This window comes from Variovorax atrisoli 110B, assembly GCF_000382045.1.
Classification (GTDB): domain Bacteria; phylum Pseudomonadota; class Gammaproteobacteria; order Burkholderiales; family Burkholderiaceae_C; genus Variovorax; species Variovorax atrisoli.
Window position 1 is genome coordinate 1 of the sequence record NZ_KB907453.1, and the last position, 15,557, is coordinate 15,557.

General features: G+C 68.8%; 13 protein-coding genes. 12 read left to right on the top strand and 1 reads right to left on the bottom strand.

What is annotated here, in order from left to right:
• The 5 genes from G369_RS0113825 to G369_RS35795 form a co-directional block, all read left to right on the top strand.
• On the top strand, positions 1-661 hold a 661-nt coding region (locus G369_RS0113825), incomplete at its 5' end, for a YadA-like family protein (protein ID WP_019654599.1).
• A gap of 91 nt (positions 662-752) precedes the next feature.
• On the top strand, positions 753-1,904 hold the full coding sequence (locus G369_RS0113830; RefSeq protein WP_019654600.1) for a DUF2827 domain-containing protein: 1,152 nt from the start codon (positions 753-755) through the stop codon (positions 1,902-1,904).
• A complete protein-coding gene (locus tag G369_RS0113835) occupies positions 1,901-3,025 on the top strand; it encodes a DUF2827 domain-containing protein (protein WP_019654601.1) in 1,125 nt (374 codons plus the stop codon). Before G369_RS0113830 ends, G369_RS0113835 begins: the two co-directional genes overlap by 4 nt.
• Positions 3,026-3,033: 8 nt before the next feature.
• The gene (locus G369_RS0113840) at positions 3,034-3,633 is read left to right on the top strand and encodes a hypothetical protein (protein ID WP_019654602.1); all 600 of its coding nucleotides are present in this window, start codon (positions 3,034-3,036) and stop codon (positions 3,631-3,633) included.
• Positions 3,634-3,810: 177 nt separating this feature from the next.
• Positions 3,811-6,081, top strand: coding sequence for an acyl-CoA dehydrogenase (locus tag G369_RS35795; RefSeq protein ID WP_019654603.1), 2,271 nt, complete (start codon positions 3,811-3,813; stop codon positions 6,079-6,081).
• Here G369_RS35795 and G369_RS0113850 read toward each other — a convergent pair.
• Positions 5,975-6,832 carry a helix-turn-helix domain-containing protein gene (locus tag G369_RS0113850; protein WP_019654604.1) on the bottom strand — a complete coding sequence of 286 codons (858 nt, stop codon included), beginning with the start codon at positions 6,830-6,832 and terminating at the stop codon, positions 5,975-5,977. The two genes, G369_RS35795 and G369_RS0113850, sit on opposite strands and share 107 nt — an antisense overlap.
• A gap of 134 nt (positions 6,833-6,966) precedes the next feature.
• Between G369_RS0113850 and G369_RS0113855 the strand changes: the two genes are divergently transcribed.
• The 7 genes from G369_RS0113855 to efeO (G369_RS0113885) all read left to right on the top strand — a co-directional run bounded on the left by G369_RS0113855 (position 6,967) and on the right by efeO (G369_RS0113885) (position 15,452).
• Positions 6,967-7,380: a hypothetical protein gene (locus tag G369_RS0113855; protein WP_019654605.1), complete on the top strand. Its 414-nt coding sequence runs from the start codon at positions 6,967-6,969 to the stop codon at positions 7,378-7,380.
• Between the two features lie 196 nt (positions 7,381-7,576).
• Positions 7,577-10,444, top strand: a complete 2,868-nt coding sequence (locus G369_RS0113860; protein WP_019654606.1) for an aconitate hydratase — start codon at positions 7,577-7,579, stop codon at positions 10,442-10,444.
• Positions 10,445-10,562: 118 nt separating this feature from the next.
• Positions 10,563-11,024 (top strand): metallophosphoesterase family protein, encoded by a 462-nt coding sequence (locus tag G369_RS0113865; RefSeq protein WP_019654607.1) that lies wholly within the window; start codon positions 10,563-10,565, stop codon positions 11,022-11,024.
• A gap of 186 nt (positions 11,025-11,210) precedes the next feature.
• Complete coding sequence (gene efeU / locus G369_RS0113870) at positions 11,211-12,047, top strand: iron uptake transporter permease EfeU (protein WP_019654608.1); 837 nt, start codon at positions 11,211-11,213, stop codon at positions 12,045-12,047.
• A gap of 8 nt (positions 12,048-12,055) precedes the next feature.
• Complete coding sequence (gene efeO, locus G369_RS0113875; protein ID WP_020723069.1) at positions 12,056-13,246, top strand: iron uptake system protein EfeO; 1,191 nt, start codon at positions 12,056-12,058, stop codon at positions 13,244-13,246.
• 20 nt (positions 13,247-13,266) lie between these two features.
• Positions 13,267-14,556, top strand: coding sequence for an iron uptake transporter deferrochelatase/peroxidase subunit (gene efeB / locus G369_RS0113880; protein ID WP_019654610.1), 1,290 nt, complete (start codon positions 13,267-13,269; stop codon positions 14,554-14,556).
• A 59-nt stretch (positions 14,557-14,615) separates the two neighbouring features.
• Positions 14,616-15,452, top strand: coding sequence for an iron uptake system protein EfeO (gene efeO, locus G369_RS0113885; protein ID WP_019654611.1), 837 nt, complete (start codon positions 14,616-14,618; stop codon positions 15,450-15,452).
• Positions 15,453-15,557 lie beyond the last annotated feature (105 nt).

The following is a 15,557-nucleotide window of genomic DNA, read 5'->3' on the forward strand; positions in this document are numbered from 1 at the left end:
CGTGGCGCTGGGCTCGGGCTCGGTGGCGTCCACCGCGGCGGGCATGGCCGGCTACGTGCCGGGCGGCGCGACGGCGCAGCAGGAGGCCGCGATCAGGGCCACCACCAGCACGCAGGCCGCGGTGTCGGTGGGCGATGCGGCCAACGGCCAGTACCGCCAGATCACCGGCGTGGCGGCGGGCACGGCCGACAGCGACGCGACCAACGTGGCCCAGCTGAAGGCGGCCTCGGCGGCAGCGAAGGCCAGCAGCGTGCAGTACGCGACCAACCCGGACGGCTCGGTCAACTACAACCAGATCACGCTGGGCGGCGGCCAGGCGCCGGGCGGCACGCGCATCAGCAACGTGGCGCCAGGCATCCTTCCGGGCGACGCGGTCAACGTGCAGCAGCTCAACCAGGTGCAGGGCCAGCTCGGCGACGTGGCGCGCATCGCCTACTCGGGCACGGCCATGGCGTTCGCGATGTCGGGCACCTACCTGCCGACGCTGTACCCGGGCGAGAAGACGGTGGGCGTTGGACTGGGCAGCTACAAGGGCTACAGCGCGGTGGCGCTGACCTTCAAGGCGCTGTCCGACGACGGCAAGATGTCGTGGGGCGCGGGCCTGACGACCACCGGCAAGGAGTGGGGCATCAACGCCGGCATCGGCTGGAAGTGGAAATAAGCCACTGAAAGGCCGCCGAACCGGCCCTCGGCCGGGCGGCTCCCGCGCTTCGCGGCGTGGGAGCCGTTCCTTTTGGTACACACTCCGCCTCATGCGCATCGGCATTTCAGTCCTTACCCATGCGGGGCAGAACATCTGGGAGAACGGAATGGGGCAGAACGTCCTGTTCCTGGCCCGGCTGCTGCAACGCATCGGCTTCGTCGAGTCCGTGACCCTCATCGACGCGGGTGACCAGCAGGCCATGCCGCCGCAGGTCGACATGGCCGCCATGGGCCTGGGCTTCGGCCGCGCCCGCGAGCTCACCGGCGCGCTCGACGTGGTCATCGAGATGGCCGGCGCGCTCGACGTCCAGTGGCTCTCCTACTTCCGCGCGTGCGGCGGCCGCGTGGTGTTCCATTGCGTGGGCCAGCCCTTCGCGGCGCTGGCCGAGCCCATCGTGTTCACCGACAAGGGCCACTTCAGCAGGCCCGACCGCTGCGACGAGGTGTGGCTGCTGCCCAAGGACGCGGCGTTCGCGCCCATGATGCGCACCATCCACCGCTGCCCGGTGCACGAGGTGCCGTACCTCTGGTCGCCGCAGTTCCTGGCCCAGCGCGTCGCCGAGGTCGAGGCGGCGGGCTACCCCTTCGGCTACAGGCCGCGCACCGCTGAACAGCCGGGCTTCCGCGTGGCGATCTTCGAGCCCAACATCTCGGTGGTGAAGACCTGCAGCGTGCCGATGCTGATCTGCGATGGAGCGTACCGCTCCGACCCTTCCACGGTGGCCTCGATGCAGGTGCTCAACACCCTGCACCTGAAGGATCACCCGACCATGCTCTACCTGGCGAATTCGCTCGATCTCGTGCGCCAGCACAAGGCGACCTTCCACGGCCGCAACGACTTCGCGGGCTTCATGGTGCAGTTTGCCGACGCGGTGGTCTCGCACCAGTGGCAGAACGACCAGAACTACGGCTATCTCGACGCGCTCTACGGCAACTACCCGCTGGTGCACAACTCGCCCTGGCTGCGCGACGCCGGCTACTACTACCCCGACTTCGACATTGCCGCCGGCGCGGAGCAGCTGCGCGAGGCCGTGCGATCGCACGACCGGCAGCTCGACGACTATCGCGCCCGCGCGCAGCGCGTGTTCCAGTCGGTCGATCCCTTCAGCCCCGCGAACATCGAGGGCTACGCGCAGCGGCTGCTGCACCTGGTGGGCGGCAACGCCGACTTCCGCGCCGATGCCGCGAGGGCTGCCGCATGATGCCGGCCAAGCTCAGGGTCGGCGTCTCCATCTTCATCCGCAAGGGCGAACAGAGCCTGTGGGAGAACGGCGTCTACCAGAACTGCCTGTTCCTCGTGATGCTGCTGCTGCGCTCGCCGCGCGTGGAGAGCGCGGTGCTGGTGGCCGGCGGCGGCGACGGCGGCCCGGCGGACGCCACCAGCTTCCTCGCCGATTCGCCGGTGCCCATCATCGACATGGCCACCGCGGGCCAGCAGCTCGACCTCATGATCGAGATGAGCGCCCAGCTCGCCATGCCGTGGTCGGTGGCCTTCCGGGAGCGCGGCGGCAGGATCGTCTCGATGCGCGTGGGCAACGACTACGTGATCGACATCGAGCGCATGATCTTCGACAAGCCGCACGGCCTGCTGATCTCCGGCGCGCCCTACGACGAGGTCTGGACGATTCCCGAGTACGAGGTGTCGTGCAAGCCCTATTTCGAGAGCACCTTCCGCGCGCCGGTGCGCCTCATGCCGCACCTGTGGAGCCCGATGGTGCTGGAGCGCGCCATGGCCCGCGCACCGCAGAGTCCACCTTTCGCCTACGAGCCCGGCCGCAGGCAGTGGCGCGTGGCCATCTTCGAGCCCAACATCTGCATGGTAAAGACCAGCTTCATCCCGATGCTCGGCTGCGAGGCCGCGCACCGCGCGCAGCCCAGGCTCATCGAGAAGATGTGGGTCTACAACAGCTTCCACCTGAAGGACAAGCCGCTCTTCATCGGCTTCGCGCAGAGCCTGGACATCGTGCAGCACGGCCTGGCCACCTTCGAGGGACGCTTTCCGATGTTCCAGGTGATGCCCGGCAAGATCGACGCCGTGTTCGCGCACCACTGGGAGAACGCGCAGAACTATCTCTATTACGAGGCGCTGTACGGCGGCTATCCGCTGATCCACAACTCGCACCTCATCGGAGACTGCGGCTACCGCTACCACGGCTTCGACTGCGAGGAGGGCGGACTCGCGCTGCGGCGCGCCTTCGCCGAGCACGACGCCGACCTGCCTGCCTACCGCGAGCGCGCGCGCCGCTTCATCGCGACCCTCGACCCCGAGGGCGAGGAGAACGTGCGCGTCTACACCGCCGCCATCGAGAACCTTTACGCATGAGGACCGGGATGAAGCCGACCCCACGATTCCCCCGCCTGCTCATCGCCGCCCTGGCATGGGCCGCCGCCAGCGTCGCGTTCGCCCAGGGCGTGCTGGCGCCGCAGGCGCCGCCCGCCGCGCCGCAGGACACGCTCACGCGCGCCGCCGCCAGCGTGGGCGTCAAGCGCTGCCTGCCGGCGATCACGCGGCTGTCCACGCTCACCGTGCAGGGCAGCCGCAGCCACGACGTGCTGCTCGACTGGGACCGCAAGCGTCCCGACGCCGGCCCGATGTTCTCGCTGATCGGCATGGAGTTTCCGAACGCGGGTGTGGCGGCGTCGATCACCGCGATTCCCGACGAAAGCGGTGCCTGCACCGTGTCGGCCGAGCGCATCTCGGTGGCGCCCTTCACCTGCGCAAGCGTCGGCCAGCAGGAACTGGCCAGCTACAAGATGACGCGGCTGCTGCCCAACTATGCCGTCTACACCGACGAGAAGGAGCCGACCTCGTCGGTCTCGCTGATCGATTCGCCGCCGGGCTGCCTGATCATCCGGCGCTACGTGGAATACGGCTGGCGCGATCCGGCGGCCGTGCCTGCCGCGGCGCCACAGCCTGCCCGGAAGAAGTAGGACGGCAGTACACACCTGCAAGCCAGGAGGCGCCCGTCTCCGACAAGCGGGGAGGCCCTTGGCCGTCCCCGGGCAAGGGCCGCAGGTTCGAAGAATGGTGCATGTCCGCGCCAATGCTGGATTTGCTGGATTGGATGAGTCGTGAATCCGCCGCGGACGCAAGGAAGGACACGCACCATGCCTCTGGCTTCATTCATCGGCCGCCGGGCCATGCAAGCTTTCTCGAAGGCGCTGCCGCCGCTGGGCGACACCGAGCGCGCGGCGCTGGAGGCCGGCACCGTCGGCTTCGAGGGACGGCTGTTCGCGGGACACCCTGACTTCGACGCGCTCGCAGCCATGGGCCCTAATCGCCTGAGCGAGCGCGAGCAGGCCTTTCTCGACAACGAGGTCCGCGAGTTGTGCCGCATGCTCGACGACCACGCCATCGACCAGGCCCGCGACCTGCCGCCCGAGGTATGGCACTACCTGCGCGAGAAGCGCTTCTTCGGGATGATCATTCCCGAGGAGTTCGGCGGCCTCGGCTTCGGCCACCACGCGCATGCCACGGTGGTGGCGCGCATCGCCACTGTCAACGTGGCCACCGCCGTCACGGTCATGGTTCCCAACTCGCTGGGGCCGGCCGAGCTGCTGCTGCGCTACGGCACCAATACCCAGAAGGCCCACTACCTGCCGCGCCTGGCCGACGGCCGCGAGCTGCCGTGCTTCGGCCTGACGTCGCCCTACGCGGGCTCCGATGCGGCCTCGATCCCCGACCGTGGCTTGCTGGTGGAGCGCGAAGTCGACGGGCACAGGGTGCGCGGCTTCCTGGTCGACTTCGACAAGCGCTACATCACGCTCGCGCCGGTCGCCACCGTGGTCGGGCTGGCCTTCCATGCCGTCGATGAAAGCCGGCCCGAAGGCGAGCGCGAACTGGGCATCACCTGTGCGCTGATCCCGGTGCCGCAGGCCGGCATGGAGATCGGCCGCCGCCACCGGCCGATGGACAGCGCCTTCATGAACGGACCGATCCACGGCCGCCAGGTGTTCGTGCCGATGGACTGGATCATCGGCGGCGAGCAGCAGGTCGGGCAGGGCTGGCGCATGCTGATGGAATGCCTGGCCGCGGGCCGCGCGATATCGCTGCCGGCGCTGGGCTCGGCGATGCAGCAGACCGCGCTGTACGTGGCCAATGGCTACGGCCAGATCCGCGAGCAGTTCGGCATGCCCGTGGGCAGGTTCCACGCGGTCGCGGGGCTGGTCGCGCAGATGTCGGCCGAGCTGTACGCGAGCGACGCGGCGCGGCGCTTCACGGCGGCCGCGCTCGACAAGGGCGAGCGGCCCAGCGTGGCGAGCGCCATCCTCAAGGTGCAGTTGACCGAGGCAGGGCGGCGCGCGGTGAACCACGGCATGGACATCCTCGGCGGCAAGGGCATCATCTCGGGTCCCTCCAATCTGCTGGGCGTGGCCTACAGGCAGGCGCCGATCGCGATCACCGTGGAGGGCGCCAACATCCTGACGCGCGCGCTGATCGTGTTCGGGCAGGGCGCGGTGCGATGCCATCCGCACGTGCTCGACGAGATGGCGGCCGTGCAGGCAGGGGACGAGACCGCGCTCGGCGAGGCGCTGATGGCGCACGGCAGGCACGTCGCGGTGAACCTGTGGCGCAGCCTGTTCGGCGCGCCGCTGGTCGGCTCGCCGCCCGACGATCTGGCGCACGAGGCGCGGCTCATCGCGCGCATGAGCGCCAAGTACGCGCTCACGGCCGACCTTGCGATGGGCCTGCTGGGCGGCAAGCTCAAGCGCATGGAGCTGCTCTCGGCGCGACTGGGCGACGTGCTCGCGCACCTGTACCTGGCGAGCGCCTGCGTGTGGCGCTATGGCGTGGAGCAGGCGCCGGAGATGCTGCCCTTCGCCAGGGCCGCGATCAGGCTGCAGATCGACGAGGCAGGCAGCATCCTGCGCGATCTGTATGCCAACCTTCCAACGCGAGGGCGCCGCCTGATCGGCGCGATGGTGCTGCGCCGCACCGCTCACCTGGCACCGCTGCGCGACGTGCAGCTGCTCGAGCTTGCCGAACTGCTGCGCAAGGACCCGCGCATCGTCGAGCGCCTGGCGCCCGACCTGAGCGAGCCCGCCGCGGGCGGCCTGCGCGACCTGATGCAGGCGATGGAACTGGGCGCGAAGCTCGGCGACGGCACCGCGGCGCTCAACAAGGTGCTGCGCCGCACGAACTCGCTCGAAGAGGCAGCGCGCTCTTCACCCGACCCCGAACTGGCGCTGGCCTACCTGAAGGCGGCAGACAAGGTCATCCAGGTGGACGACTTCGAAGGCCCGCCGCGCGACGGGGAGGGCAGGGCGGACTTCAGCGAGCCGGCTGCTGCTGTTGCTGTGCCGCCAGCGCCGCCAGTGCGGCCGCCGTCTGTTCGTCCGCCGGAAAGAACGATTCGACCGCGAGTTCCTGCAGCGTAACGTCCACCGGCGTGCCGAAGATCGTGGTGGTGCTGATGAAGCTCAGCACGCCGCTGGGCATCACCACCTGGAAGGGCACGGCCACCGCCGACAGCGCGGTGTCGATGACGGGCGCGTCGTGGCTCACGGAAGGCGCCGGATAGGCCTCCAGCTCGTCGTGCAGTGACTGCAGCTCGGGGTCGCCCGTGGCGGCGATCTGCTGCTGCAGCCGCTCGAGCAGGTGCACGCGCCACTGCGCCAGGTTGGCGATGCGCGGCGCTACGCCTTCGGGGTGCAGGCTCAGGCGCAGCACGTTGATCGGTGGCTTCAGCAGCTCGGGGGATGCGCCTTCCATCAGCAGCGGCACCAGCGCGTTGTGCGCCACCAGGTTCCAGTGGCGGTCGACGGCAAGTGCCGGAAAGGGCTCGTGGCCCTTCAGGACCATCTCGATGGCGCGGCGCGCGGAAGCCATCGCTGGGTCGTCGAGCGAGCGCTGCCTGTACATCGGCGCGAAGCCGGCGGCCACCAGCAGCGCGTTGCGCTCGCGCAGCGGAACTTCCAGCCGCTCGGCCAGGCGCAGCACCATCTCCCGGCTGGGGGCAGCGCGGCCGGTTTCCACATAGCTCAGGTGGCGGGTCGAGACCTCGGCTTCCTGCGCGAGGTCGAGCTGGCTCAGGCGGCGATGGGTGCGCCAATGCCGAAGGTGCGCGCCGAACGGATCGCGCGCGCCGGGCTGGCCGGCCTTGTTCGTGTGGGAGCGGGTGGTGTTCATGGGCCTGCATTCTGGCGCGGCGGTGGAGCGGCGCCATGACCTCCCAGGTCATCGACCCGATGCGCGCGGCCCGGAATCATCGACCCCAACGCGGCAGGACCGGCTTGCAGCGTAACCACCCAAGGAGAGATTCCATGTCCGTCTTCACATCCCCCCGCTTCCTGCCCAACGTGATGTGGGCCGACGCCGCCTCCTGCACCGCCACCGGCGCACTGCAGCTGGCCTTCACCGACGCGCTGGCTCGCCTGACCGGGCTGCCGGCACCGCTACTCATGGGCACGGGCGTGTTCCTCCTGGCCTACGCGGCCGCCGCGGCCTTCATGGCGAGCCGCAGCACGCCGCCGCGCACGCTGATCGGGCTCGTTGTGGTCGGCAACTTCGGCTGGGCCGTGGCCTGCGTCGCGCTGCTGGTGAGCGGCATGTTCCCGGTCACGGCGGTTGGCGTGGCCTGGGTGGTGGCGCAGGCCGTGTGCGTGATCGTGCTGGCCGAGCTGCAGTGGACCGGACTGCGCCGCAGCCGTGGCGGCGCGAACATGGCCCTGGCCTGAAAGGCTCACGGAGCCTTGTTCGAGAAACACCGAGGATCCGGCTCTGCCGGTCCTCGGCCGTTGTCCCGGATCAGGGGCGGGTGAAGCGACACGAAGTGCGCGCAGCCTGGGGGCGAGTCAAGTTTCCCGACTAAGCCTGTTGACATTGATCCCCGCTATCCTTGAGAGGCTTCCACGAACAAACAGGAGTCTCTCTATGGCCAAAGCCCCGGCGCATGCCTTTGCGTCCACCCTCAAGACCTTCAAGACCCCGTCGGGCAAGTCCGGCAAGTACTGGTCGCTGAAGGAGCTGGCCAAGCAATATCCCTCCGTCGATCGCCTCCCCGTCTCCATCCGCATCGTTCTGGAATCGGTGCTGCGCAACTGCGACGGGCAGAAGGTGACGGCCAAGCATGTCGAAGAACTGGCCCACTGGGCGCCGAATGCCGAGCGCGTCGACGAGATCCCCTTCGTCGTCACCCGCGTCGTGCTGCAGGACTTCACCGGCGTGCCCCTGCTGGCCGACCTGGCCGCCATGCGCAGCGTAGCCGGCAAGCTGGGCAAGTCGCCCAAGACCATCGAGCCGCTGGTGCCCGTCGACCTGGTGGTCGACCACTCGGTGATGGTCGACCACTACGGCACGCCCAAGGCGCTCGACCTGAACATGAAGCTGGAATTCCAGCGCAACAACGAGCGCTACCAGTTCATGAAGTGGGGCATGCAGGCCTTCGACACCTTCCGCGTGGTGCCGCCCGGCTTCGGCATCGTGCACCAGGTCAACCTCGAATACTTCGCGCGCGGCGTCTACAAGAGCCCGAACGACAAGGAAGACAAACCTACGTACTACCCCGACTCGCTGGTCGGCACCGACAGCCACACCACCATGATCAACGGCATCGGCGTGGTCGGCTGGGGTGTCGGCGGCATCGAGGCCGAGGCGGCCATGCTGGGCCAGCCGGTCTACATGCTGACGCCCGACGTGGTGGGCTTCGAGCTCACCGGCCAGCTGCGCGAAGGCGTCACCGCGACCGACCTGGTGCTCTACGTCACCTCGATCCTGCGCGCCGAGAAGGTGGTGGGCAAGTTCGTCGAGTTCTTCGGCCCCGGCGCAGCCTCCATCGCGGTGCCCGACCGCGCGACCATCGGCAACATGGCGCCCGAGTACGGCGCGACCATGGGCTTCTTCCCGGTCGACGAGATGACGGTGGCCTACTTCGAGGGCACCGGCCGCACCAAGGAAGAGGTCGAGCGCTTCGAGGCCTACTACAAGGCGCAGGGCCTGTTCGGCATGCCCAACCCGGGCGACATCGACTACACCAAGGTCGTCAGGCTCGACCTGAGCACCGTGTCGCCCAGCCTGGCCGGCCCGAAGCGCCCGCAGGACCGCATCGACCTGGGCCACCTCGCCACCAAGTTCTCGGAGCTCTACAGCAAGCCGAACGACGCCAACGGCTTCAACCAGCCGGCCGACAAGCTCAAGCTGCGCTATCAGCTCGCCGCCGCCGGCAAGAGCGGCGACGACGAAGCCGCCCCGCCGCCCGCGGGCGCGCCGCTGGACGTGGTCGAGATGGTGGCCAACCGCTCGACCAAGGCCGCTGCGCACGTGAGCGCCAACGCGCCTGCCGCGCCCAAGGGAGCGGTCACCATCGGCAATGGCGACGTGCTGATCGCGGCCATCACCTCGTGCACCAACACCTCGAACCCTAGCGTGATGCTGGCCGCCGGCCTGCTCGCGAAGAAGGCGGTGGAGGCCGGCCTCAAGGTCAAGCCGCACGTGAAGACCTCGCTGGCCCCGGGCTCGCGCATCGTCACCGAATACCTCGAGAGGGCCGGCCTGCTGCCGTACCTCGAGAAGCTGGGCTTCTACCTCGCGGGCTACGGCTGCACCACCTGCATCGGCAACGCCGGCGACCTCACGCCCGAGATCAACGAAGCCATCGTCAAGAACGACCTCGTGGGCGCGGCCGTGCTTTCGGGCAACCGCAACTTCGAGGCGCGCATCCATCCGAACCTGAAGGCCAACTTCCTGGCATCGCCGCCGCTGGTGGTGGCCTTCGCCATCGCCGGCAACGTGATGGTCGACCTGATGACCGAGCCGGTGGGCAAGGGCAAGGGCGGCAAGGACGTGTACCTGGGCGACATCTGGCCGACCGCCAGGGAGATCGACGAGAACCTGCGCTACGCCATGAATGCCAAGTCGTTCCGTGCGAACTACGACAAGGTCAAGACCGACCCGGGCAAGTTCTGGAGCAGCATCAAGGGCACCACCGGGCAGGTGTACGACTGGCCCGAGTCGACATACATCGCCGAGCCGCCGTTCTTCGAGGGCTTCAAGATGGAGCCGCATGCGTCGGACGCGGGCTTCAAGGGCGCGCGCATCATGGCGCTGTTCGGCGACTCGATCACCACCGACCACATCTCGCCGGCCGGCTCCATCAAGGAAAGCTCGCCCGCGGGCATCTGGCTGAAGGCGCACGGCGTCTCGAAGGCCGACTTCAACAGCTACGGCTCGCGCCGCGGCAACCACGACGTCATGATGCGCGGCACCTTCGCCAACGTGCGCATCAAGAACCTGATGATTCCGCCGGACGCCAACGGCACGCAGGAAGAAGGCGGCGTCACGCTGTTCCAGCCCTCGGGCGAAAAGATGTTCATCTACGACGCGGCGATGAAGTACATCGCCCAGAACACGCCCACGGTGGTGTTCGGCGGCGAGGAATACGGCACCGGCTCGTCGCGCGACTGGGCCGCCAAGGGCACGCAGCTGCTGGGCATCAAGGCCGTGGTGGCACGCAGCTTCGAGCGCATCCACCGCGCCAACCTGGTCGGCATGGGCGTGCTGCCGCTGCAGTTCCGCGGCGCCGATTCATGGCAGACGCTGGGCCTCACCGGCAAGGAGCAGATCGACGTGGTGATCGGCAGCGAGCTGAAGCCGCAGATGGACGTGAAGCTGGTGGTGCACCGCGCCGACGGCACGCACCAGGAGGTGACGGTGCGCCTGCGCATCGACACGCCGATCGAGGTCGACTACTACAAACACGGCGGCATCCTGCCCTTCGTGCTGCGGCAGCTGCTGGCTGCCTGAACCCAGCCGAGCCAGGCGGCGGAAACCGGCCCGGCTCGACTTGCTGCCGGCGGCGTCGAGCCGCCGCGCGAGGCGGTCGAGTACGGGGCTGGTCTTCTCGCCAGCGCTCCTTCCTCCCATGCTTCGCATCGGCCTGATCTCCGACACCCACGGACTGCTGCGGCCCGAGGCGCTCGCCTTCCTGGAGGGCAGCGATTTCATCGTCCACGGCGGCGACATCGGCAACGCCGCCATCCTCGAGACGCTGGCGCGCATCGCGCCGTTGACGGTCGTGCGGGGCAACAACGACCGCGAAGCCTGGGCCGATCGCATCGCGGAAACCGAACTGGTGAAGTTCGGCGGCGTGCGCGTCTACGCCATCCACGACCTCGCGCAGATCGACATCGACCCGCGCGCGGACGGCGTGCGCGTGGTGGTCTCGGGCCATTCGCACAAGCCGAAAGTGGAGGAGCGCGACGGCGTGCTCTACGTCAACCCAGGCAGCGCGGGACCGCGGCGCTTCAGGCTGCCGATCTCCGTGGCGGAGTTGCGCATCGATGGCGGCGCGGTCAGCGCCCACGTCGTCGAACTGGCTTCCTGAGCATCCGCCCCGACGCGGGGCAATCATTACCATTCGGCAAGAAAAGCCCACAGATGAGAATGTTTCTTATTTGATGCGCTATGCTCGGACGCTCCTCCGTGGAGCCAGAAGCAAAGGCAAACGCAGACTCGCGCGCTGACCCATGCCGGCTCCGGAGAGCTTCAACCGCCTCCATTTCCGAAGCCGATGCTCATTCCATTCCTCATCATGCTGCGCGAAGGCATCGAAGCCGCGCTGATCGTCGGCATCGTTGCCAGCTACCTCAAGCAGAGCGGGCGCGGCGCGCTGATGCCCGCGGTGTGGGTCGGCGTGCTGCTGGCCACCGCGCTCTCACTGTTCGCGGGCGCCGGCCTGCAGCTGCTGGCGGCTGAATTCCCGCAGAAGCAGCAGGAGCTGTTCGAAGGCGTCGTCGGCCTGATCGCGGTGGTCATGCTGACCTCGATGGTGTTCTGGATGCGCAAGGCCGCGCGGTCCATCAAGGGCGAACTGCAGGCTTCCATCGACAAGGCGCTGGGCAGGGGCGCGGACGGGCAGGGCTGGGCGCTGATCGGCATGGTGTTCCTCGCCGTGGCGCGCGAGGGGCTGGAGTCGGTGTTCTTCCTGCTGGCCGTGTTCCAGCAGAGCAGCGGCTGGGAGGCGCCGGTGGGCGCGCTCGCGGGCATCGCCGTGTCGGTGGCGATCGGCTGGGGGCTCTATTCGGGCGGCGTGCGGCTCGACCTGAGGCGCTTCTTCCGCTTCACCGGCCTCTTCATTCTCCTGGTGGCCGCGGGCCTGCTCGCCGGCGTGCTGCGCAAGCTGCACGAGGGCGGCGTGTGGAACCACCTTCAGACGGTGGTGTTCGACATGAGCTCCACGTTGCCGATGGACAGCCCCCTGGGGGCGGTGCTCTCGGGCCTGCTGGGCTACCAGGCCGCGCCCGTGGTGGGCGAGGTCGTCGTGTACCTGGCCTTCCTGGCGGTCTCCCTGTTCTTCTTCCTGCGCTCGGGCGCTGCGCCTGCGCCTCGTACGGCCGCGGCCCGCTGAAACCTGCAATGTCTTCCTCTTCTCCCGACAACAACCCCCCTTCTTCGAACCTGATGCGCGTGGCGGTGGCCGCGTCGGCCCTGCTGGCGGTCGCCGGCCTCGCGGCCTTCTGGTACGCCTCCGGCGAAGCGAAGAAGGCGCCGGCCAAGGCGGCCGACAGCGCCGTCACCGTCACCATCCAGGGCAACGCCTGCGAGCCCAACGAGATCACGGTGCCCGCGGGGCGCACCACCTTCACCATCGTCAACAAGTCCAACCGCGCGCTCGAGTGGGAAATTCTCGACGGCGTGATGGTGGTGGAGGAGCGCGAGAACATCGCGCCGGGCTTCTCGCAGACCATGACGGTCAAGCTGCAGCCGGGCGAGTTCGCGATCACCTGCGGGCTGCTGAGCAACCCGCGCGGCAAGCTGCGCGTGACGCCCTCTGCCGCCTCCGAGGCGGAGGCCGCGCGGCCCTCGCTGGTCAACTACGTGGGCGCGCTGGCCGAGTACCAGACCTTCCTGCGCCTGGAGGCCGGCTCGCTCGACGATGCGGTGCGCGCCTTGGCCGACGCCATCAAGGCCGGCGACCTGCGGCAGGCGAGGGCGCTCTACGTGCCTGCGCACCAGGCCTACAAGCGCATCGAGCCGATGGCGGAGCTCTTCGCCGACCTCGACACCCGCATCAATGCGCGCGCCGACTACTTCGAGAAGCGCGAGGCCGACCCGGGCTTCAGCGGCTTCCACCGCATCGAGTACGCGCTGTACGGCCAGAACGACACGAAGGGCCTCGCGCCCGTCGCCGACAGGCTGATCGCCGACATCGGCGTGCTCAAGGAGCGGCTGCGCGGTCTGAACGTGCCGCCCGAGCGGCTCGCCGGTTCCGCGTCGAAGCTGCTGCGCCGCGTGGCCGACAACCTGCCGGCCGGCGGCGAGGACCACTACGGCCACGCCGAGGCGGCGAACCTGCAGGGCACCTACGAAGGCACGAAGAAGATCGCCGACCTGCTGCAGCCGCTGCTCGTGAAGGCGGCGCCCGCGCTGCAGAAGAGCGTGGACGAGCGCTTCGCGGCCCTCGATGCCGCGCTGGCGCCTTACCGCGAGGGCGACGGCTTCAAGCCCGCGCCGCTCGACGAGGCGCAGCGCAAGGCAATGGCCGAGACCGTGCGCGCGCTGGCCGAGGAACTCGGCAAGGTGAATGCCGCGCTCGGCCTGGAATGAGTCAGTTGAGAGACAGCACCATGGACAAGTCGAACGAGCCCGTTTCCCCGCATCGCCGCCGCATGCTCGGCGCGGCAGGTGCCGCCTTCGCCGGCCTCGCCGCCACATCGGCCCACGCCGCCGCTGCGCCCGCTGCCGCGGACGGCGGCGCGCAGGTCACCGACGCGCCGCAGAGCACCCACACGCAGGACCGCGTGCCCTTCCGCGGCAGGCACCAGGCCGGCATCGTCACGCCGCGCCCCACCGCCGGCATGATCGCGTCGTTCTACGTGCTGGCCGAGAACCGCGCCGACCTGGAGCGCCTGTTCCGCACGCTCACCGAGCGCATCGCCTTCCTCACGCAGGGCGGGCCGCAGACGGACCCCGACCCCAGGCTGCCGCCGGCGGGCTCGGGCATCCTCGGTCCGGAGGTGCAGCCGGACGGGCTGACGGTGACGGTGTCGGTCGGCTCATCGCTCTTCGACGAGCGCTTCGGCCTCGCGAAGAAGAAGCCGCTGCGGCTGAACCAGATGCAGCGCCACCCCAACGACGCGCTCGATGCCGCGCTGTGCCACGGCGACCTGTCGATCCAGTTCTGCGCCAACACGCCCGACACCAACATCCACGCGCTGCGCGACATCATCAAGAACACGCCCGACCTGCTGGTGCTGCACTGGAAGCAGGAAGGCACGGTGCCGCCGATCCCGGCGGTGCCGGGCAAGCCGGCCGAGAGCGCGCGCAACTTCCTCGGCTTCAGGGACGGCTCGGCCAACCCCGACTCGGCCGATGGGGGGCTGATGGACCGCATCGTCTGGGTGCAGCCCGGCAGCGACGAGCCGGCCTGGGCCGCGGGCGGCAGCTACCAGGCGGTGCGCATCATCCGCAACTTCGTCGAGCGCTGGGACCGCACGCCGCTGCAGGAGCAGGAGGCCATCATGGGCCGCCTGAAGCCGACCGGCGCGCCGATGGACGGCGGCAGGACCGAGCACGACGTGCCCGACTACACGAAGGACCCCGAAGGCAAGGTCACGCCGATGGATGCGCACATCCGCCTGGCGAACCCGCGCACCAAGGTCACCGAAAAGAACCTGATGCTGCGCCGGCCCTTCAACTATTCGAACGGCGTCACCAAGTCGGGCCAGCTCGAGATGGGGCTGCTGTTCATCTGCTACCAGGCCAACCTCGAGGACGGATTCATCGCCGTGCAGAAGCGCCTCGACGGCGAGCCGCTCGAGGAATACATCAAGCCCATCGGCGGCGGCTTCTTCTTCACGCTGCCGGGCGTGCGGGACGAGCGCGACTGGCTGGGGCGCTCGCTGATGTCCGCCTGAAGGCCGGGCCTTCCGAGGCCCCGCAAGTTTTTTCATCACTGCCCAGAACAAGGAGATCCATGACCGTGCAGTTCCGCCGCCACTTCCTCGCCACTCTCGTCGCAGGCTTCGCCGGGCTCCATGCCGCCGGTGTGCAGGCCGCCGTGTCGCCGCTCGAGCTGGTCGGACCGATCTCCGACTACAAGATCTACGTCGCCGAGAACGTGCGCAAGCTGGCGGCGGACACGCGCGCCTTCACCGCCGCGGTGAAGGCCGGCGACATCGAGAAGGCGAAGAAGCTCTACGCGCCCACGCGCACGAGCTACGAGCGCATCGAGCCGGTGGCCGAGCTCTTCAACGACCTCGACAAGGCCATCGATTCGCGCGCCGACGACCACGAGAAGGCGGAGAAGGACCCCGATTTCGGCGGCTTCCACCGCATCGAGTACGGCCTGTGGGTGCAGAAGAGCACCAAGGAGCTCGCCCCCGTGGCCGACAAGCTGCTGGCCAACGTGCTCGAGTTGCAGAAGCGCCTTTCCGCGCTGACCTTCCCGCCCGAGAAGGTGGTGGGCGGCGCGGCCGTGCTGATGGAGGAGGTGGCCGCCACCAAGATCTCCGGCGAGGAGAACCGCTACAGCCACACCGACCTGTGGGACTTCCAGTCCAACTTCGAGGGTGCCTACAAGATCGTCGAGCTGCTGCGCCCGCTGGTCGTGAAGGAGAACAAGGCCTTCTCGGACAAGACCGAGGCCAACTTCAAGGTGGTTTTCGACACCCTGGCCAAGTACAGGACGGCCGATGGCGGCTTCGAGACCTACTCGAAGCTCAGCGAGCGCGACCGCAAGCTGCTGGCCGGGCGGGTCAACACGCTGGCCGAAGACCTCTCCAAGCTGCGCGGCATGCTGGGGCTCAACTAGGCTCTCCCCCAGGCCTCGCGCACTTCGTGTCGCTGCACCGCCCCCCTTCCGGGGGCAGCACCTGAGGCCCGGCAAAGCCGGTTCCTCGGTGTTTCTGGCCTTGCA